General features: G+C 39.9%; 16 protein-coding genes and 2 riboswitches. Of the genes, 4 read left to right on the plus strand and 12 right to left on the minus strand.

All coding sequences use genetic code 11. The features are described from left to right. The first annotated feature begins 152 nt into the window (after positions 1–152). Together MUN87_RS10370 and MUN87_RS10375 are read left to right on the plus strand one after the other, a co-directional pair. Positions 153–1,022, plus strand: coding sequence for a carbohydrate ABC transporter permease (locus MUN87_RS10370; protein ID WP_244747948.1), 870 nt, complete (start codon positions 153–155; stop codon positions 1,020–1,022). Then, positions 1,019–1,846: a carbohydrate ABC transporter permease gene (locus tag MUN87_RS10375; protein WP_244747692.1), complete on the plus strand. Its 828-nt coding sequence runs from the start codon at positions 1,019–1,021 to the stop codon at positions 1,844–1,846. The genes MUN87_RS10370 and MUN87_RS10375 overlap by 4 nt, the downstream gene beginning before the upstream one ends. A gap of 1,020 nt (positions 1,847–2,866) precedes the next feature. On the opposite strand, the gene ade is transcribed toward MUN87_RS10375, so the two are convergent. Then, entirely contained in the window at positions 2,867–4,648 is a 1,782-nt protein-coding gene (ade, locus tag MUN87_RS10380; RefSeq protein ID WP_244747693.1) for an adenine deaminase, read from the minus strand. Positions 4,649–4,679: 31 nt separating this feature from the next. After that, positions 4,680–4,781, minus strand: a riboswitch (purine riboswitch). A gap of 83 nt (positions 4,782–4,864) precedes the next feature. Between ade and MUN87_RS10385 the strand changes: the two genes are divergently transcribed. After that, entirely contained in the window at positions 4,865–5,482 is a 618-nt protein-coding gene (locus tag MUN87_RS10385; protein WP_244747694.1) for a YesL family protein, read from the plus strand. A gap of 132 nt (positions 5,483–5,614) precedes the next feature. On the opposite strand, the gene MUN87_RS10390 is transcribed toward MUN87_RS10385, so the two are convergent. The 9 genes from MUN87_RS10390 to MUN87_RS10430 all read right to left on the minus strand — a co-directional run bounded on the left by MUN87_RS10390 (position 5,615) and on the right by MUN87_RS10430 (position 18,086). Beyond that, the gene (locus MUN87_RS10390) at positions 5,615–7,726 is read right to left on the minus strand and encodes a glycoside hydrolase family 52 protein (protein WP_244747695.1); all 2,112 of its coding nucleotides are present in this window, start codon (positions 7,724–7,726) and stop codon (positions 5,615–5,617) included. Positions 7,727–7,739: 13 nt separating this feature from the next. Further along, positions 7,740–8,549 carry a carbohydrate ABC transporter permease gene (locus MUN87_RS10395; protein WP_244747949.1) on the minus strand — a complete coding sequence of 270 codons (810 nt, stop codon included), beginning with the start codon at positions 8,547–8,549 and terminating at the stop codon, positions 7,740–7,742. 87 nt (positions 8,550–8,636) lie between these two features. Next, positions 8,637–9,515, minus strand: a complete 879-nt coding sequence (locus MUN87_RS10400) for a carbohydrate ABC transporter permease (protein WP_244747696.1) — start codon at positions 9,513–9,515, stop codon at positions 8,637–8,639. Positions 9,516–9,602: 87 nt separating this feature from the next. Beyond that, the gene (locus tag MUN87_RS10405; protein ID WP_244747697.1) at positions 9,603–10,928 is read right to left on the minus strand and encodes an ABC transporter substrate-binding protein; all 1,326 of its coding nucleotides are present in this window, start codon (positions 10,926–10,928) and stop codon (positions 9,603–9,605) included. Between the two features lie 103 nt (positions 10,929–11,031). Continuing rightward, entirely contained in the window at positions 11,032–11,811 is a 780-nt protein-coding gene (locus tag MUN87_RS10410; RefSeq protein WP_244747698.1) for a response regulator transcription factor, read from the minus strand. Between the two features lie 15 nt (positions 11,812–11,826). Beyond that, entirely contained in the window at positions 11,827–13,557 is a 1,731-nt protein-coding gene (locus MUN87_RS10415; protein WP_244747699.1) for a sensor histidine kinase, read from the minus strand. Positions 13,558–14,372: 815 nt separating this feature from the next. After that, positions 14,373–15,143, minus strand: coding sequence for a DeoR/GlpR family DNA-binding transcription regulator (locus MUN87_RS10420; protein WP_244747700.1), 771 nt, complete (start codon positions 15,141–15,143; stop codon positions 14,373–14,375). 208 nt (positions 15,144–15,351) lie between these two features. Further along, positions 15,352–16,209, minus strand: coding sequence for an HAD family hydrolase (locus MUN87_RS10425; RefSeq protein WP_244747701.1), 858 nt, complete (start codon positions 16,207–16,209; stop codon positions 15,352–15,354). Positions 16,210–17,117: 908 nt separating this feature from the next. Next, the gene (locus MUN87_RS10430; RefSeq protein WP_244747702.1) at positions 17,118–18,086 is read right to left on the minus strand and encodes a ring-cleaving dioxygenase; all 969 of its coding nucleotides are present in this window, start codon (positions 18,084–18,086) and stop codon (positions 17,118–17,120) included. A 118-nt stretch (positions 18,087–18,204) separates the two neighbouring features. Further along, positions 18,205–18,319, plus strand: a riboswitch (TPP riboswitch). An 86-nt stretch (positions 18,320–18,405) separates the two neighbouring features. Here MUN87_RS10430 and thiW point away from each other — a divergent pair. Further along, complete coding sequence (gene thiW / locus MUN87_RS10435; RefSeq protein ID WP_244747703.1) at positions 18,406–18,906, plus strand: energy coupling factor transporter S component ThiW; 501 nt, start codon at positions 18,406–18,408, stop codon at positions 18,904–18,906. Between the two features lie 759 nt (positions 18,907–19,665). On the opposite strand, the gene MUN87_RS10440 is transcribed toward thiW, so the two are convergent. Then, complete coding sequence (locus tag MUN87_RS10440) at positions 19,666–20,505, minus strand: aldo/keto reductase (RefSeq protein WP_244747704.1); 840 nt, start codon at positions 20,503–20,505, stop codon at positions 19,666–19,668. Between the two features lie 122 nt (positions 20,506–20,627). Continuing rightward, positions 20,628–22,079 carry an Msr family ABC-F type ribosomal protection protein gene (locus tag MUN87_RS10445; protein ID WP_244747705.1) on the minus strand — a complete coding sequence of 484 codons (1,452 nt, stop codon included), beginning with the start codon at positions 22,077–22,079 and terminating at the stop codon, positions 20,628–20,630. Between the last annotated feature and the right edge of the window lie 97 nt (positions 22,080–22,176).

A 22,176-nucleotide genomic window follows, 5' to 3' on the forward strand; every position in this document is an offset into this window, starting at 1 on the left:
CCCTTAAAGGAGAGTTCCGTCAATTAGCGGACTCCCCTTTAAAAGGGTATTTAAACACAATCTATTGAATCAAAGAAAACTCATGAATGAGGAGGGGGAAAATCGTGAATCAAACTTCCAATACTGTATCAAAGCAACCGAAAACATCACTGATGCACAAACTCAAAAAGAATTATATTGGCTGGTTTTTTATCCTGTTATCTGTAGCAGGTATCAGTCTCTTTTATTTTTATCCAATGATTCAAGCATTCCTGCTATCCTTACAATCAGGTATGGGTGCTAATCTTGATTTTGTCGGTTTTGACAACTATGTAAGATTATTTAATGACCCGACCTTTATTACAGCGTTGACAAATACCGTCCTTTATTTGTTAGTTCAGGTTCCTGTAATGATTGTATTAGCACTAATTTTTTCCGTGTTATTAAATGATCCTACATTGAAATTTAAAGGATTTTTCCGTACAGCTATTTTCTTACCGGCTGTTACATCACTGGTAGCCTATGCTGTTATTTTCAAATATTTATTTGCCAATAATGGGTTAGTCAATGACTTTCTCATGAGTATAAATCTTATTTCCAACCCGATCGCATGGTTATCTGATCCATTCTGGGCTAAGATAACGATCATCATCGCCATTACTTGGAGATGGACAGGGTACAATATGATTTTCTATCTATCAGCATTGCAAAACGTGGATAAATCCATTTACGAAGCAGCAAAAATTGATGGTGCATCCGCTGTACAACAATTTTTCCAAATTACGATACCTATGCTTAAACCGATCATCTTATTTACTTCCATTGTATCAACGATCGGTACGTTACAACTATTTGATGAAGTCATGAACATTACAAGTGGTGGTCCTGGTAACGCAACAATGACAATTTCTATGTATATTTATAACTTATCGTTTGAATATACGCCAGACTTTGGATATGCAGCAACTGTTTCTTATGTCATCTTGATCCTAGTTGTAATTCTATCCTTTATTCAATTTAAAGTGGCAGGTGATCGAGATTGAAAAAATTAAAACGATTTTTCATTTATTTATTTCTAAGTGCAGCCGCGTTTGTTTCGATATTCCCATTCTTATGGATGCTGGTAAGTATGACCAACCAATCTGTCGACATTACAAAGGGGCGTTTATTGCCTGGTTCAGCACTTGTTGAGAATGTCCAAAAGTTATTGGATCAGACGCAAATCGGTACAGCCATATGGAATTCCCTTATCATTGCGGTTATTACCACAGTCTTAACGCTTTTAATTGGTTCCATGGCTGGTTATGGTTTTGAAATTTACCGTTCAAAAGGAAAAGATATCATCTTTAGCGTATTAATTTTATCGATGATGATTCCATTTGCAGCTATTATGATTCCGCTTTACCGCTTGTTTGGTCAAGTGTCTGCAGATGCACCATTAATTGGTCTTGATACATTAGCTGCTGCTCTGTTACCTACAATTATTACAGCGTTCTTCATCTTCTTCTTCCGTCAGAACACGAAGATGTTTGCTAAAGATTTAGTGGAAGCTGGAAGAATTGATGGGCTAAGTGAGATCGGGATTTTCTTCCGCATCTATCTTCCAACGATGAAAACTACGTACGCAGCAGCTGCGATTATCGCTTTTATGAACAGCTGGAATAACTATCTCTGGCCATTAGTAGTATTACAATCGCCAGAAAAACAAACGATTCCACTGTTAATTTCGAACCTGGGAGCTGGTTATACACCAGATTACGGCGTGATTATGACAGCAATCGTTATTGCAACCCTTCCAACCGCACTTGTATTCTTCTTGATGCAAAGACATTTCGTTGCTGGTATGATGGGTTCTGTAAAAGGGTAATTTTCAGAACAAAGGCGCAAGCGCCCGTTTAGAGACGTAGCGAGTGGAGCGAATCAACTAAGATAAAGGAATCACGGTGAGCTTGCGAATCGATGATGACTTATCGTAGGGCGATTTCGCGAAGTCGCCTAGTCTCTGGGCGCTGGAGCCGGACTTGGCCGTTTCTGTCAGCGAACATCATATAGCACAAAATTTATACTTTCTTGACTCATAAGAAAAACCATCGGCATTTTGAAGAAGCCGATGGTTTTTTTGTCAGTCAAGAAAGTATAAAACAGCAGTCACAGCAGTAATTATATGGAACATGAAGCTGAGTTCCTATAATATGGATTTGTGATGCTAAGGCTGTATGGCAAAACGGTCATTTTGAAATATTTTATCTGCGTTGCAAAGCTCCGGAAATAGGCTCCGCGTCCTGTGGGCACGGCTTCAGCTAGGCTACTACTTGAACAACATCTTTGCTGCCTTGTGCCGAGGAAGCCCACTTCGAAGCGATGCTTGAAGACACAGGCACAAATGAAATGGATCTTCAGCTCGCGCTGATTCCACGGGAGTCTCCGCCTATTTCCTACGCTTAAGGAGAGTGCTACAACGGATGTAACAGCAAAAAGCAGTGGTTCTAGGCATTTTTCAATAGCTATTATATATGCATACGATCAATATGCTAGCTCTTACAAGAATTGTAGAGTCCCAATTTTAGCGTAGACCAACCACGAAGACTCCCGCGGGATTATGCAGGCGCTGAAGATCCACAACGTCTGCACCTGCTTCTACTAGTAAAGCTTCGAAGTAGGCTTCCTCGGTGCAAGGCAGCAGAGAAGTATTTCGGGTAGTAGCATAGCTTCAGCCGTGCCTCGCAGGACGCGGAGTGGTTGGCCGAAGCGGTATCCCAGCACATTAAATATCTCAATATGGATACTTGGCAGCGATAGCTAGCTATACATAATCCATATCATAGGAAGTTGTTTATTAATGAAGTCAATTAGGACCGGGTGGTTTATGCCCGGTTTTTCTTATTGATTATTTTACAAACGTATTTTGGTGTTGAATGACATCGATCAATTCGAACTTCGTAACGTCTACCAAACCTCGATTGGAGATACGGATTTCCGGTATAACTGGCAAAGCAATCAGTGAGAATGTCATAAACGGTGCATGGATGCTGCAACCTAATTCTCGCCATGCTGCTTCCAATTGTTTTACCTGTTCCACTACCGTCTCAAGCGGCTGGTCCGACATTAAACCAGCAATCGGCATGGGAACATGCGCTAACACCTTTCCATCTTTAACAACAATCATTCCCCCACCAGATTCCGCCAATTTATTGCCCGCAAGTGCCATATCCTCACGATCAACACCCATGACGAGTAAATTATGACTATCATGTGCCACGGTAGAAGCAACCGCACCTGATTGCAATCCGAATCCTTGTGTAAATGCCAATGAGACCTGACCAGTTCCATGATGACGATCGATACAGGCGAGCTGAATGATATCTTGTTCCAAATCCATTTGAATAACATGATCCGCTACTTTCAAACTGGCTTCCATACGTTCTGTTCTAGCGCTGTTTTCTATGGCACGAATTCCATTAACCTTCACTTGCTTTGCTTCCGTATCCGTCACGTAAGCAAAGTCGGAAGCATATAAGGAGCGCGCTAATTTGACAGTGTTTTTGGCATTGTCAGGATAGGTATACACCGGGATTTTTTTAACGATCTGATCATTTGCCACAACGATTTCACCATCTGTGATCACCGTAGAGGCTTCCATCACCTGAAGATCATCGATTATAATAAGATCCGCTATTTTCCCAGGCGTGATACTTCCCATTTGCTTATCCATTTGAAAATATCGAGCGACATTAATCGTTGCCATCTGAATAGCCATAACCGGATCTGTTCCTTCTTCTATCGCACGACGAACAACATGATTCAATTGCCCTTTATCGACTAACGTTTGGGGATAAACATCATCCGTCACTAACGTCACATTCGTCGGATCAATCCCGTCTTCTGTAACAATCTTGATTACTTCTTTCACATCATGCCATGCAGAACCTTCACGAATCATAATATGCATACCCAATCGCGCTTTCTCCAGTGCCTGCTCCCGTGCGACGGTTTCATGACAAGAATCTACACCTGAAGCGATATATGCTTGAAGCATGCCACTTGTTCCATCAGGAAAATGACCCGTAACTGTCTTGTTAGCTGCTATTGTGGCCTCTATTTCTTTGATCATTTTAGGATCGTCATACACGACACCAGGAAAATTCATAACTTCTCCAAGACCAACAACGCCGTCCCAGGTCAAACCTTTTTCGATATCTTTTTCGTCAAGCGTTGCTCCGGCATCTTCTAAATCATTAGTAGCTGGAACACAGGAAGGAAACGTTGTAAAAACCTTTAAAGGCAGTTGTCTCCCCTCTTCATGCATCATCCTTACCCCTTCTGATCCAAGCACGTTAGCAATTTCATGCGGATCCATGAAGACAGCTGTTGTTCCTTTTCTGAGTGCTGCTTTGGCAAACTCTGTAACAGACAGCATCGTACTTTCCACATGCATGTGTCCGTCCATTAGTCCAGGGGAAATATATTTTCCATTTGCATCAATAACTGTTGTCCCCTCACCGATAACATGGTCTGCCTTCCCAACAAATGCGATTCTGTCAGATTTTATTGCTACATCAATGCCTGACTGTAATTCTCTTGTCATCACGTTAACTAACGTCCCATTTTGTATAACTAAATCTGCCTTTTCTTCACCAAGTGCTACTTTTCTTAATAATTGTCTGCTCATATATTGGCTCCTCTCTTTCTTCACATGCTATATGGAGGAGGTCCTCACATATAGTTTAACGATTTACGGTCGCTAAGTAGATACGCCTACGCCTTATTCATAAGCTTATACATGTTTTACTCATATTACGATTGTAAGCGTTTAAGCGTCAATGTTTTTCTACTGATTAGAGTGTGGTAAAATGAATGTAAATCACTATCTTAGGAGAAAAAAATAATGCGAAATTCTTTATTTGCTGCAACCGAATGGATCACACGGTTTGCCTATGTGAATTTGTTGTGGATCGTTTTTACGATACTTGGATTGGGAATCTTCGGATTATTCCCTGCGACCGTTGCGATGTTCACCCTGATTCGTCAATGGCTAATGGGAAAAACCGATCAGCCTGTCTTCCCCCAGTTCTGGGAAACATATAAAGCTGAATTCTGGAAAAGTAATTTGTTCGGATTCATTTTTTACGCTTTAGCCATTATCTTCTTTATTAACTTCCAATTCATCCAATATAACCAAGAGGGATTGTTAGGGATTATTAAGATACCATTATACTTGTTTATGTTAGCAGTTTCTTTGACTTTGTTATATATTATACCAACATTCGTCCATTATGACGTGCGGTTTATCGATGTATGGAAAAATGCTTTTTTTATCATGTTAATTCATCCATTACATAACATTGCCATGTTAGCTGGAACTGCCTGTGTGCTCTACGTAATGTGGCTGATTCCTGGTTCGTTATTTTTCTTCGGCGCCAGTTTACCAGCTTACATAATCATGGGAACGACTTATCATACCTTTAAGAAAGTATCTGCCAAGCAGGAGCAGTTGCAATCCTAATTGAACAGCTTTTAATGATGACGAGAGAGCTAGTCCAGTCATACGGGGCACTAGCTTTCTTTTTTGGTTACTTTCCACAATGAACGATATTCGTAATGAGCAGCAAAAAGACCGGCATCACTGCCGGTCTTTTCATTCATATAGCCAAATAATACTTGTCACACCACGTGGATAATACTTGCTGCCGATGATTTCACCGGAGAGAATCTGGTCACTCCAGCTCCAGATCGACAGGGTTGGATGTGTTAACCATTTTACGTGGGCTTGATCCGCTTTCGCTCCTTGTTCATCCCATGCAAATCCCAGAATTTCACGAGTAATAAATTGATTTAAATAAATCTTACTTAACCAGGAATTGTTGCTTGTGGAAGAGATCTTCCAGCCGCCATCCTCAAATAGACATACACCTTCTGTTAAAACAGTTTGCAGATGATGTTTTAGCACATTGATATACTTACCAAATCGTCCTTCTGGATCCAAAGCATACATATTATTTGTAAAATACGGATAAACTAACCCTTCAATTGCGGGAATTATTTTTGAATCGTTTCCTTCTCCAATAACGGCAGGAACATATCCATCTTCTGTTACGTTTTGGACAATGGTATTCGCACATCTAACAGCTTGATCACCTGCTACTGAAGCAAGATCATCCAGCCCTTGTTCCTTAAAAATCTGCTCTAATGCAAGGTAACTTGCCCAGCTTTTCCCTGCTAAATAAATATTATTGCGTGCTTGCCCCAGAGAAACATCCAGACTATCATAAGTAGTAATCTCTGCTCCACCTTTTACGCGAGAGGAATCGAGCCCCATTACGCCATTTCGTTTGGCTGGATCCGGATGATCCCGGTTAACCATACTCTGCAACGTCTGCTCTAAAATACCGATATTATCGGCAAGCCACGCCTGATCGCCCGTTTGTTCCACATACACCGAAGCAGTTAAAATAAAATTCACAAGCTGCTCATGAGTCATGTGGGAAAAACAATCATCCAAGCCATACATTTCATAGGACGAATATTGTGGTCTGGAGATAGCGTTCGCCACACCCATATCATGAGTAAAGCTGATACCGCCAGGGTACTCTGTTTCATCATTCGGAAAGCGAACGGTATCGGTATAGCTAAAGCGTTCGATAAAATAGCGAAGTTCGTTTTTTACTGTCCATGGATTTTGTTTTAACTCAAAGAACATCTGGTCTACTGTTAAATCAAATGTGTTCATCATCCGGTATTCACCTTCATTCACATTCCAAAACACATCATCATCTGTTGTTGCGAGCATTTGCGTCGAGCCGTAATAACTGCGAATCGCATGCGTCATCATAAAGCGCTGATGTTCTGATAGGTGATCAGCCTCCACTAGTTGATTGGAGTTAATGGCTTTTTCCTTTAATTCTTCAAAATGGTCTAGCGTATAGGCCGCTACTTCTTCTATATTCGCAAAATACTTTGTATAGTAATAACTCGTGTCCAGCCCCGTTGTAGCAATTCCACCTCGATAAAAGCTTAACGCAAATTGGTACGTCTTTTTTTCTCCTGCCGGAACATCCATCACCAGTGCCCCAATCGGCCCAAGTCCAAATGTCCAATTCTCTTCATGCTCCGTCACCAGCAGCTTCTCGATACTAAATTGCAGTGCAGCCTGCACATCTGGATCCTTTGACGTAATTGCGGTTAATCTGCCCTGACCAACACCCTCAACGCCATCCATCGTATCATTGAGTCGACGCATAGCACTGTATACATCACTGCCTTCATAGCCAAAAAAAGCTCGACGGTCACGTTCGCTATTTCGATTATCGATCGTTAATTCCGCAATAACGGAAGGGACAATCGCACGCTTCATATCTGGTCCTTTCGCTAGATCAGGGTCTGGCACTCCCACTGCTTGTGAATAAATAGTAAATGTTAAATCTCCTGCAGACCACTGATCCGTCCCTAAAGCGAACTGGCGCTTTACCTCTTCTTTTGCAAAAGGTTCAACAAGCTGTTCTGTAATTGGATTATGCTCGATATTTTCAACATCATACCGTTTACTCTCATCTTCACCAGTATCAAAAAACGGCAAAGCCTGATACTTACCAGCTTCCTCTTTACTTTCTACTCCGATATATACACTTTTCTTAGGAGAACGGCCTAACTCTAAATCAAATCCACCTCCAGCCCCAGGAAAACCTAATGTAAAGCTGGAGAAAGCACCAATCGGTGAATGATGAGCATTAAAAAACTGATTCTCTGGCATATTGATAACTCCTTTATCCTTTGATTGATCCTGCCGCAATACCTTCGACAATTCGGTTACTTAAGACAAGGAAAGCTATTAAGATCGGGATGATACTGATCATTAATGTCGCCCCAATTGCGCCCCAATCCGTTAAGTATTGACCGATAAAGTTCTGAATTCCTACAGTCAATGTCTTAAATTTATCCGAGCTGATAAAAGTATTAACAAACACAAATTCATTCCAGTTATAAATCATATTAATAATAGCCGTTGTGGCCAGCACTGGTGTTGTCATTGGCAATGTAATCTGAAAAAAGATCCGATGAACAGAGCACCCGTCCACTACTGCCGCTTCTTCAATCTCACGCGGTAATGTATAGTAAAAACCTAACAAAATCATAATGGTTAATGGCAAATTAAATGCTGTATACGATAATACCAATGACAAGGGATGATCAATTAAATTCAGTTTCAAAAAGAACGAGAATAACGGTATTAGCGCGGAATGAATAGGTACCATTAAACCGACCATAAACAAACCTAATACCAGCTTACTTCCTTTCCAATACATTCTCGTTATCGCAAAGGTTACAAAACTAGCTAACAAAATCGTTAACAACACCGATGCCACTGTAATCCAGACACTATTGAAGAAATAAAGATTGATATTTCCATCTGTCCAGACACGGACATAGTTTTCCCATCGTGGATCTTGAGGCAGTGAGAACGGGGACATCCCAAAAACCTCTGCATTACTTTTTAATGAAAACTGAAACAGCCATACCAATGGATAGATCTGAAAAATCGCTACAATGATTAAGGCGATATAAAGCAGTGTCATACCAATTCTGGTCCATAAGCTTGTTTCTCCGGCAGCTTCTTTTTTTATCTGTGCAATTTCTGCTCCCATATGAATTCCTTCCTTCCGTTAATACTGTACTTCATCTTCTGTTGCTGTTAATTTGCGTGTTAACCAGGTCACGATTAAGGTAATAATCAGTAAGAAAAAGGCAATCGCACTTCCATATCCGAAATCGAACGTATCGAATGCTTTCTTGTACATATAAGAAGCGATTACTTCACTCGCACCGTTTGGCCCGCCGCCAGTCATTACATATATCAAGTCAAAATATTTTAATGAGCCGACGATGGCTAGTACAACAGTCACTTTAATTACACCGGAGATAAGTGGTACTTTAATTTTATAAGCAATTTGTATAGGATTGGCACCATCAATTTTGGCAGCTTCTACTAAGGACTCCGGAATACCTTTCAACGCTGCATAATAAATAATGATGTAGAAACCAGCATATTGCCAAAGAATCGCTACAAAAATTGCATATAAAACTAAATTCGTATCGGCAAGCCAAGAAGGGGGTGTCTCTACTCCCATGCTCATCAGCAGGCTGTTAAGCATACCATTGTTAGGATCATAGATTTTAATCCATAATTGTGCGATGGCAACCGACGATAAAAGCATTGGAATTAAATAGATTTTCCGAAATAAATCGGAACCTTTAATCTTACCTGCCAGAACAAGTGACACGATTAAATAACCTGCCAAACTTAATGTAGAGAAAAATGCCAATAAAAAAGAATGCTTAGCACTTTCCCAAAATTTTGGATCTTGGATTAAATCGATATAGTTTTCAATACCAACAAACGTCATTGAAGCCATACCGTTCCATTCCATCAGTCCATAATAGCCCGTTAACAGCATTGGCCCGTAAATAAGACCGACAATTAAGATCAATGCCGGCAGCACGTATAAAGCAATGACTGCCTTGTTTGACATGACTTTGTTCATGTTTTATTGCTCCTTTATGTTAAAAATATAGATGATTTAGAAAAGGATATATTTCATATAAAATATATCCTTTTCTGTTGCTTAATCTTATTCTTCTTGTGCTAGTGCATTTTCTTGTTCTTTCACAAATTCTTCTGGAGAAACAGCATCACCAAATAATGCCTGAATCATATCCAAATGCACTTCTGCTACCGCTGCACTCATTTGTACGTCAGCATATAGCGTAATATTAGAAGCCTGATTTAAGTCATTTAATACATCAACATACATTTGCGGTAGATCAGTTCCTTCTGTATCTACTTTTGTTGCCGGGATTACACCTGCTTTCTCAACAGATTGCTCGCCCCATTTCTCAACAAAGAAACTGACAAAATCTTTCGCTTCTTCTTTCACATCCGAATTCTCTGCGACAAACAGTCCGACACCAGGACCTCCAACAAAGCTGTCTTTATCGCCTTCTCCACCTTCAACGACAGGGAATTTCATATAGCCAATCGAATCTCTGAATTCCTGTGGATTATCTTCATTTGTTGTCCATTCTGGTAAGTCCCAAGATCCCATTAAATACATCGCAGCCTGCTCATTAATAAAATAGCCTTTTGCTTCATCGTTCCCTAAACCGTTATATCCGTTTAGAAACGCGTCCATATCTACTAAACTCTTTAGTTCTTCTGCAGCTTGAACTAATGATGGATCTTCGAAACTGCCAGTTCTGTTGATGGCATCATTTAAACTTTGCGGACCACCGATCCGGTCTGCCAGGTACATATACCACATTGATCCAGTCCAACGATCTTTATTTCCTAGTGCAATTGGCGTCACACCGTTATCTACCAAGGTTTGTACGACTTGCTTAAACTCTTCTAATGTTTCTGGAACTTCTACGCCATTTTCTTCAAAAATAGCTTTATTGTAAAACAATGGTGTAATATTCAGCTCTAGTGGTAAACCGTAAGTAGTATCATCGATAGCATATGCTTCTGCTGTACCAGGGACAAATTTATCCTTTAATGGTCCTTCTAATAAATCATCTAAAGAAGCAAACATATTACCGCTTACATAAGGCTCCAGAAAGCCTGCTGCCCAAGTCATTCCAACATCGGGCAATTCATTTGATGTAGAAAGCACTTTCAATTTTTCTTTGTATTGTTCGTTGCTTAATATTTCTACTTCTACTTTGACATCTGAATGATTAGATTCATATTCATCGATAATTCCTTCGACAATTTCGTAATGCTGTTTAGAGCTTCCTTCTGGCCATAAGTGCATAAATTCAATAGTTTTACCCTCACCATCTGAACCGCTTTCATTATTACCAGAACTTGCTTCATCTGAATCACCACCACATGCAGCAAGCACTAATACTGTAGCGAAAGCAATAAGCAGCAAAAGCTTTTTCCACGCATGTATCATTTTTGAATACCCCCATTTAGCATATTTTTTAAGTTCTGTTTAAGTGTATCACCGAGGGTATTTATCCGTAAGGTAACAACGATTAGGTAAAATACCACTTATTTTAGGAATCGCTTACATTTTGCTTACGGAAACTGTTCGGTGTCAAATTCTCATATTGCTTAAATAGCTTAATAAAGTATTTAGATGTATGATAGCCTGTCTTTTCTGCTATTTCTGCAATGGTGAGATTAGTGGATAACAGTAGTTTTTTCGCTTCTTGTATTCGTTTTCTAGTTACATATTCACTGAAGGTAATCTGGAGTTCTTCTTTAAAAAGCGCACTTAAATAACTGGCATTCAAATGTACTTCACTGGCTACTTGCTTCAAGGTCAGTTCCTTATCAAAGTGCTGTTCAATATAGTCAAGTGCATGTTCCACTCCAGGACTGTACTTACTCTTTTGCTGCATTTCTAATAACTTCCCGTCAATCATTTTTGAAAAAATGCCCGTTTCTTCTCGTTGCTTTTCTACATCTATTGCTTTTTCAATTGCATTCATCAGCTTTTCTTTTGCAATTGGCTTTAATAAATAATTGACGACACCTAGTTCCAGTGCTTCATGCGCATAATCAAACTCTGAATATGCGGATACTACGATCACGACTGGCTCTTGTGCTTTTGTCTTTAACTGCTTGAGCAGCTCTAACCCTGACACCTCGGGCATACGGATATCAGTAATCAATACATGTACCTTCTGATGATCGATGCGTTCCATTGCTTCTTTTGCATCATTTGCCGTGATAACTTGAAATTGATCAATATAGGTTCGTTCAATTGTTTTTTTGATTCCTTGACGACTCTTCGGCTCATCATCTACAACCAATATTACTTTTTGATTCATACTAACAGACCCCTTCTATATTGGAATTTCGAAGCTTACCTTAGTACCTGTACCTTCCTCGCTTTCGATGATAATCTTACGTGTTTCATCTTCCTCGAAGAACATACGTAATCGTTGCTGTACATTTTGTAAAGCTAAACCATGTCGCTTATTACCACCAGCAATGCTTCCCTCTATTCTGCGCTGTATCTCCTGACGTTTTTGTTCACTCATACCAGGACCATCATCTGATACTATAATTCGTAGCCTTTCTGTATTAGTTACTTCCTCTACTGCAACTGTCACGACACTAGAACCCGTCACATTTCCTGCACCGTGAAGGATGGCATTCTCTACTAATGGTTGAATCATTAACTTAGGAATTCGTACATCCAGCCAATCGGCATTCACATTCTTTCGCCAATTCAAACGGTCACCAAATCGCATTCTCATAATTTGCATGTAACGGTCTATGTGCTCTAATTCCTCTTTTATCGTCACCCAATCATCTTCTTGTTCCTTTGCAATGGTATAACGGAATAATTCTGACATTGCCAAGACGACATTCGCAAGCTCTTCTTCCTCCTTTTCATCTAACGACCAATACAATGCATCTAACGTATTAAACAAAAAATGAGGGTGGATTTGCGCTTGGATCGCTTTCAGCTCTGTACGATTTTTAATAATTTCTTTTTCATATACCATTTCGATTAAATAGTTGGTTTCTTCTGCTAGTTGATTATAAGTTTGATTAAGTTCATTAATTTCATTAGTAGAATGAATGACAGGATTATGGGCCAGCATTCCTTCCCCTGCCTGTCTCATCGTCTTCGTTAATCTGGTAATCGGTCTTGTAATAAAAGTCGACAGAAAGAAAGCGAAAATAAAAAATATGCCCAGTCCAATCAGTCCTGCAATTACTATCCCAGCCTGTACAGTCGATATACCTGCTGTTAAATGATTAACAGGTGACAAATTATACATGGTCCAGCCCGTGATTTCGGATGTTTCCTGGACAAGCATGTATTCCTGCCCGTCCATGTTAATTGTCTCTTCTTCCGTATTCAGGATTTCTCCTAATTCTTCGTCTGGATAATTACTTACAATCTGCTCCTTTTGCTCATCCACTAGAATGCTGTATTCGTTTGTATCTTCCGATTGATTAGGATTTAATTGAAAATAATTCCGATTTACCCGTGCAACAATAAAACCACCAGGATTAAAGTTATCGCCAATTAAATTAATCCGTCTTCCTACAAGAAAGTAATTATGATCTAATGGATCTTCTCCCATCCAAACTAATTGCCCGCCCTTTGCATCCGCTTTCATTATCCACCTGCGATTAAGACGATCGGTTAAGACCGTAGAATCAATTGGAATAATACGTTGATTGTTGCTGTTATAAATTTCAACCGCATAAATACCATCTGTATTTGCCTGAATCAAATTGGTCGTATTCATCAAAGATTGTCTGCCGTTAAATGATGTGGTCTCTCCGTTTGCTTCTCTTTGTAACACATCTTGTACTTGTTCATTTGTGATCACTTGTTTGGTTACCATATTCAACTGCTCAAATAAAGAATCATAACGACCTGACGATTCCAAAACCGTTTGCTGCATTTGTTCCTCAGCATTGTTTTGCAGTAAATCTTTCACTTGAATAAAAGTAATAGCACTGACAATAAATAACACCATACCCATCACTACAAGGTAGACGACAAGCAGTTGATTTCTTAATGTATTCCATTTCCTTATATACTGCATCATGCGAAACACTCCAAACTATCATAATACTTTGTTTATGCGATAACCAAAGTCTGCTACTATTATACTATGAAATGATTATACAAAAAACAAATTTTTAAGAAAACAAGGCATCCCCTACTGCACTTAATTAACGTAATTATATACAACTTCCTATAATATGGATTATGTAAACTGCTTAGCGGTACGGTAATTTTGAGATGTTTCAAGTGCTGGGATACCGCTCCGTCCAACCACTCCGCGTCCTGCGGGGCACGGCTGAAGCTAACTTTGTGAAGAAAGATCGCTTCACAAAGTGGATCTTCAGCGCCTGCCTGTCCCGCGGGAGTCTCCGTGGTTGGCCTACGCTAGTATATGGACTCTACAACTTTTGTAAGAGCTAGCATATTGATCACTGTATATATAACAGCAATTGAATGAATAACATAATGCCTAGTTCCACTGCTTTTAGCTGTTCCATATGATGTAGCACTTCCTTAAAGCGTAGGAAATAGGCGGAGACTCCCGTGGGATCAGCAAGAGCTGAAGATCCACTTAGTTTGTGCCTGCGTCTGAAAGTATCGCTTCGAAGTGAGCTTCCTCGGCACAAGGCAGCAAGGAAGTAATTCAAGTAGTAGCCTAGCTAAAGCCGTGCCCCACAGGACGCGGAGCCTATTTCCGGAGCTTTGCTAAGCAGATAAAATATATCAAAATTATCATTCTATAATACAGTCTTATTTTACATAATCCATATTATAAGAAACCATCTTCATATTTAGCATTGATTACTTCTATGACTATACTTTCTTATTTGTAAAAAAAAAGCACTTCGTTAATGATTAACGAAGTGCTTGGATAACTTCTATTCCGTTTTCTTTCAAATCATATACTTGCTGCTCAGGGGCATTGCTGTCCGTAATAATTCGCTGTACGTTATCGATTGGTGCTACATGAGCAAATGCTCGGATATGGAACTTTTGATGATTTGCCAGTAAATAAGTAGTATCTGCAATATCAATCATTTTCTGTTTAACCCGTGCCTGTTGCTCATTCGATTCGCTCATCCCTTTTTCAAGATGGACGCCTTTACAGGAAAGAAAAGCTTTATTGACATGATACAGATCCAACGAACTTACAGCTAATGGTCCAACAAATGACAACGATCTGGGTAATAAGGTACCACCAGTTGAAATAACTGTAATTTGATTTTTCTTACTTAATTCCAGTACGACATTAACTGAATTGGTTAAGACAGTGATCGGTATATTTGGAAGGTTCTTCGCTACATACCATGCTGTCGTACTGGCATCCAGTAAAATCTTATCTGTTTCGACAATATGTTTTACTGCCTCCTGGGCAATTGCTTTCTTCTCATCGACATACATCACTTCTCGCTCTTGAAAAGGAATTTCCGGTCCATCCTGGGAGTTGGCGATACTGACTGCGCCACCATGGCTTCTGGCTAACTTCTTTTCTTTTTCCAATTTTTCCAAGTCCCTGCGAATCGTTTCATCCGTCACAGAAAACAAACTTGCGAGCTCTGATACTCGAATACTTTTTCGTTGATTAACGACTTCTACTATACGTTGGTGTCTTTCGGCAACTAACATGACCATTCTCCTACCTTCGTTCTTCAAACATTCTATTACTGACTATAGGCAATTTCTAAGCAAAATTCAACTATTTCTTTCCTATACAAAACAAACACGTATTCCATCTCTATTTTGTAACCGCATACAATTTGACTGTTTATTTTTGAATATGTTTGCTATCATTTTATCACAGAATGAAACAAATACAAATAAAAACACAAACCTTTTACAGTTTGTGTTGAAAGAAATCTTTTAAGAAGTGATATACTCCTTCTTCATCATTCGTCTGTTCAGTTGTTACCCTTGTTATTTTCTTGATCTGATCTGTCGCATTCTTCATAGCAACTGGATAACCGACTATCTCCATCATTGCAATGTCGTTATTACTGTCACCAATAGCTAATACCGATTCAGGATTAAGATCATAGTGTTCTAATAATGCTGAGATACCAGTTGCTTTATTCACATTAGCTACCATCACCTCCACATTATGTGGGGATGAGGAAGAAGTAGAAAAGGGAGTATCCTGCTTGAGTTCATCTAATTCAGAGATCCACTGCTGCATGTGCTGATGACGATCAGCAAAACAATAGATCTTCGCGTATTGAACAGCAGGCAGTTCGTCGACCCAATCGATAGCTTGATTTATCGCTTCTTCTCTTTCCAGCCATTCATGCAGGCCCACTTCATCTGGCTTGTCCTGCTTTATCATTTGTTCCATGTAAGGCTGGTCGATTTTTAGAGTAGTACGATTCCCGTTAACCGGATGTACTTCATAAAAAATCTGATGGTCCCTGGCTAACTGAATCACACGGTCAATAACTTCTGTCGATAAATGGTGCTGACGTAATAACTCCTCGTCCAAATACGTAATCATGCCATTCGCCGTAACAATGCCATCAAGTTCTACATTACCTTCCGTAATATCTAGTACTTCTTTATAAGCGCGTCCTGTGACAATAAATACTTTGACCCCAAGCTGCCGAATTTGTTCGATCACGTTTTTCGTATTTTGCTCCAATTGATTATGGTTGTTCAAAATCGTTCCGTCCATATCCAGACAGACAGCTTTTATCTCATTCATGTGATTGTCCCCTTTCATATAACAACGAAAATAGTATAACATATGAGGTTGGCAGATAAATAATTTGTGATTTTTCCGTGGTGTTAATAGAGGATACTCATATAGACAGCTTTTACGTTTCTTCTTAAATTTGTCCTCTAGAACCCGCTCCAACCATTAGAAAAACCGAGCATAATCCGCCCACATAAATGATATACAACTTCCTATAATATGGATTATGTTAACTGGAACTGTCTGACACGTAGTTAATTTTGATAGTTTTCATCTGCTTAGCAAAGCTCCGGAAATAGGCTCCGCGTCCTGTGGGCACGGCTTCAGCTAATTTATGAAAGAAAATGCTTTTCTTTCATAAATGGATCATCAGCTCGCGCTGATTCCACGGGAGTCTCCGCCTATTTCCTACGCTTGAGGGAAGTGCTACAACATATGGAACAGCTAAAAGCAGTGGATCTAGGCATTATGTTATTCATTCAATTGCTGTTATATATATACAGTGATCAATATGCTATGTCTTACAAAAGTTGTAGAGACCACATCCTAGCGTAGGCCAACCACGGAGACTCCCGCGGGATTGTGCAGGTGCTGGAGATCCACTTTGTGAAGCGTTATTCTTCACAAAGTTAGCTCCAGCCGTGCCCCGCAGGACGCGAAGTGGTTGGCCGAAGCGGCATCATACCACACATAATATTTCAAAATAACCACTAAGCTGTTAGTTAACATAATCCATATTATAGGAACCCCTCTACATCTTCTTTATCGGAGGACGATGACGATGCAGGATGTCGCCATTTCCTGGGCGCTAGACTTGGCTGTTCCTGTCAAAAAGTGTACGAAACCTTTAAATATTAGGCTATCCTAACGTTAAATAAAAACCACACGCATTATTGCTATATGCGTGTGGTGATATTTTATTTATTATTCGTTTCCAATGGCGTTAAGTTTGCTTCGATTTCTTCTCGTTTATCCGCTAAAAAAGGTGGCAATGCCAAGGATTCGCCTAATGCTTCCATATTCTCATCGGTTGCAAATCCCGGTCCATCTGTTGCCAATTCAATCAAAATTCCATTTGGTTCACGGAAATATAACGATTGAAAATAGTAACGATCAACAATTCCTGAGTTTGGTAATCTTTTCTGACGAATCACATCTCGCCATGCTTCTAGTTCCTCTACATCTTCAACACGAAAAGCAACGTGATGTACACTGCCGCGGCCAGGCCGTTCTTTTTGTAATCCTGGTCGAACTTCTACATGAACTTCAGCTCCCGTTCCGCCTTCTCCTGTAGCAAAAACGTTGATTTCACGACCATCTAAAAGGGAATAACTACCTTCATGACGGAACCCCAGCACTTCCGTAAGCACCTTTTTTGTTGGAGTTAAGTCTGGGATGGTAAAGTGAACGGGACCTAATCCAATCACAGCTTTCTCCGCTTTCACTCCATTTCCGTCCCAGGGAACACCGCCAGCAACTCCTGTATTCTTTTCATCAGAAACCAATGTCAATCTTTGCCCTTCATGATCTTGAAAAGGTAACACCTGGCGACCAAATTGTTCACTGATCCCATCATGGACGATATCATACTGATCAAAGCGATCCTGCCAATAGGCTAACGCTTGACCACTTGCCACACGTAATGAGGTAGTCGAGATACTATTGTTACCAGTATAAGTGTGTCCCGCATTATTTATTTCAAAAAAGGTTAAATCGGTTCCCGGACTTCCCTTTTCATCTGCATAAAATAAATGGTACATGCTCGTGTCATCTTGATTGACCGTCTTTTTTACAAGTCGCATTCCTAAAATAGTTGTGTAGAAATTGAAGTTATCTTGCGCGTTGGCAGTGATCGCGGAAACATGGTGAATTCCTTTTAATTGCATGATGCATTCCTCCATTTCTTTACAATTAGTATACCGTGATTTTATCTCGAATTCAAGATAGTTATCTTATTGACTTTTTTCTATTTTTTGATAAAATTTTTGTTAATGACATAAGTGTGATCACTACTAGGGGTGCCTATGAGCATAGGCTGAGAGAAAAGCGCGCATAAGCTTTTTAACTCTAAGAACCTGATCTGGTTTATACCAGCGTAGGGAAGTAGCTATATACTTGATACGTATAGCCAGGTTCTTTATTAGAATCTGGCTTTTTTATTTTCCTTCAGCTGTGATCCCTTATGATAACAAAAGGAGGAAAAATATGAATCGTACATTATTATTAACCACAATGGCTGTATTTATCGCCATCGGGACACTTGGTTCGCAATTTCTTTGGTTTCCGACAGGTATTGCCAAAGCATACCCTGTTCAGCACGCGGTGAATGTGATGGCAGCGGTAACGTTAGGTCCTATCCCAGCAGTTACCATTGCCTTTATGATTGGTTTACTTCGAAATTTATTAGGGCTTGGTACATTGCTTGCTTTTCCAGGTGGAATGGTCGGAGCTTTACTGGCAGGTTATTTATATCGATGGACGAATAAACGCACATTCGCTGGTATAGGTGAAATGGTCGGGACAGGCGTCCTTGGCTCTCTGCTTTCTGTACCGTATGCTAAAGTATTGATGGGATCATCTGTTGGCGCATTCGCATTTTTGCCAGGATTCCTTGTCAGCAGTGTAACCGGGGCTATCATTAGACTATTTATTATATCAAGAGTAAAAGACGCCCCACTCATGCGTCAAAGTGTATCAAACAGATAAAGAATACTTGGTTGAATCAATGCTTTATTTGTTTAGAAAAATGAGATACTTTATGCTTTAAGAAAAACCGGGCATAACCCGCCCGGTCCTAACTGACTTAATTAATAAACAACTTCCTATAATATGGATTATGTCAACAAAGGCTGTATTGCAAAATGCTCATTTTGATATAGTTTATCTGCTTAGCAAAGCTCCGGAAATAGGCTCCGCGTCCTGTGGGGTCGGGTTCAGCCTCCTCGCGAGCAAAAATCGCTCACTGCGGGGTCTTCACACACGACTGATCCCACGGGAGTCTTCGCCTATTTCCTACGCTTAAGGGAAGTGCTACAACGGATGTAACAGTGAAAAGCAGCAGTTCTAGGCATTATCCATATTAAAGATGAGGTATAGACACTAAAGGATACCGCTCAAAATACTAGCTGTATTATTAGTTGTAGAGCAAAGCCATAGCGTAGGCCAACCACGTAGACTCCCGCGGGACAGGCAGGCGCTGAAGATCCACTTTGTGAAGTGCCCTTCTTCACAAAGTTAGCTTCAGCCGTGCCCCGCAGGACGCGAAGTGGTTGGACGGAGCGGTATTCTATCACATAAAAAATCTCAATATGGATACTTGGCTAGTAATGCTTAGTTTACATAATCCATATTATAGGAACTCTAATCATGTTCCATATGATTACTGATGTGACCTCACTTATATATTTTCAGGCTGATAATAAAAAACGATCGCACTCATTGCGATCGTTTTTTAAATTATCTATTTTACCGTTTACTAAACGTATCAGGATCTGGCCCAACACGCTCATCCTTATTCATATCATGGATCAGCTTCATCTCTGCATCTGTCAGTTCAAAATCAAACACATCCGCATTATCATGTATACGATGCTGTTTGACAGATTTCGGAATCGTCACAACACCTTGCTGTAAATCCCAACGGAGGATGACTTGTGCCGTTGACTTACCATGGCGTTTTGCGATATCCGTCAAAGTCGGATCGTCCAGTACTTTCCCTTGTTTAAGCGGAGACCAAGCTTCTAATTGGATATTGTGTTCTTTGCAATAATCATGTAAATTGCGTTGCTGCAAGTGTGGATGATATTCAACCTGGTTCACCATTGGTGTAATTTCTGCATCTTTTATCAGATCATCTAAGTGATGCTCTTTAAAGTTACTTACACCAATTGCTCGGATTTTTCCATCGTTATAAAGTTTCTCCATTGCTTTCCATGTTTCTTTGTATTTATTCTGATCCGGCACTGGCCAGTGAATAAGATAAAGGTCGAGATACTCTAATCCTAATTTATTTAATGTCGTTTCAAATGCTTGTAATGTCTCGTCATAACCTTGGTCACCATTCCAAAGCTTTGATGTAATGAATAATTCTTCACGAGGAATGCCAGAATCTTTTATTGCTTTTCCTACACCTTCTTCATTTCCATAAATAGCTGCTGTATCAATACTTTTATACCCATGTTCGAGTGCCCATTTAACAGATTGATAGACTTCTTCGCCTTCTTCTACTAGAAAGACACCAAGTCCAAACCATGGCATTTTCACACCATTATGTAAGGTCGTAGTAGCTTGTAAACTGTTTACCATTTTCAATTCCTCCTTTTTATCTCATTTACCCTATATTGCCACATTCTAATACTAATTTTAAAATATTGTGCTCACGATCGTGGCACAACGAAGCCACCAAGCATAGCTGGGTGGCTTCATCATCACAAGCGTTCTATTTGTTTGGCATTGATTTGAAACTGTATATCTGCAACATTTTTTATAAACATTTGATCATGTGTGACAAAAATGATTGTTCCTTGATAGGCTTTTATAAATCGTTCTAAAGCTTCAACGGCATGGATATCTAGGAAGTTGGTCGGTTCATCTAATAACAAAATATTATATTCTCCCAGAAAAAGCTGACTTAGCTGGAGCCGAATTGCTTCTCCGCCGCTTAATGCTTTCACCTTTTTTTGCAGATCTGTACCAACCAGCTGCATGGCATGTAATACGCTGCGCAACAGCCCATCTTCATAGTCTGACCGATTTTTCACGAATTGCCATACCGTTTCATCAGTCCTGAATTGATAACTCATTTGGCGAAAATAACCGATTTTTGCTTTAGGTGAAATGGTTAAACCGGATTGATTGCTAGCAAAATGGTGCAACAACGTACTTTTACCACTGCCATTTGGACCTGTTATGGCAATTTTTTTACCGAGTGGCAATTGGAAATTCACTTCTTCCAATAATACCTGTCCATTAGCGGTAAGGGTAAAACAATCAGCCATAATAGGAAATTTATTATGCAACTCCACCACTTTTGATTGTCTAAACATAATCGGCTTCTCATCTTGAACTGCCTCTACAGCCTCCAGCTTCTCCATTCGGTGTTCAATCGATTTGGCTGCTTTTTGCAATGCTTTCTGACTGGTTGCTTTGGACTTTGTCTCAAACATTCGGTTCGCCTTCGCCTTGGATTCTTTCTTCGGCATCGAAGCTGCCCTGGCGATTTTACTAGCCTTGTTCATCTTTTCCTGTGCTGCTTTTTCGAGTCGGCTTTTTTCTTTCAAATATTGTTCATGAGCTTGCCTTTGTTGATCTCGTTCTAATTCTTTCTGAGCAATATAGTCACTGTAATTGCCTGAATAGACATTAACCCTGCCATTATTCACTTCCCATATGGTTGTCACAAGTTCATCCAGTACTGCACGATCATGACTGATAAGTACTAATGCACCATAATAATATCGCAACTCAGACAATAAATATTTAATTCCGTCTTCATCTAAATGTGTCGTTGGCTCATCAATTAATAAGGACTCATGATAATTCGTAAACAATTGGGCAAGCTTAAGCCTTGTTTGTTCGCCTCCACTTAACCCATATTGATTCGGAACATGTAATTTTCCTAATAACTTAGGATCAGCCTGATGCGTATCTGGCCCTTCCATCTGCTCAAAATAACCTGCACTCACATGGCGATGCACGGTACCTTTTGTTGGCATCACCTTACCTGCAAGCAATCTTAATATCGTACTTTTTCCAGCTCCGTTTTTACCGACGATGCCAATACGATCAAATTGATGGACGGCCAAACGCTCCACTTTCATTATCTCTTTATCTAAATAGTTTATTTCTATCTGTTCTAATTCAAAACTAATTTGTTCCATTTTCGCTACCTCCCGAAATACTAAAATTTCGTATCGATAGCTAGGATATCGATACGAGCTGCGTTAAAAATGCTCGCTCGTATCAATAAAACCATAA

Source organism: Gracilibacillus salinarum, from assembly GCF_022919575.1.
GTDB classification, from domain to species: Bacteria; Bacillota; Bacilli; order Bacillales; family Amphibacillaceae; genus Gracilibacillus; species Gracilibacillus salinarum.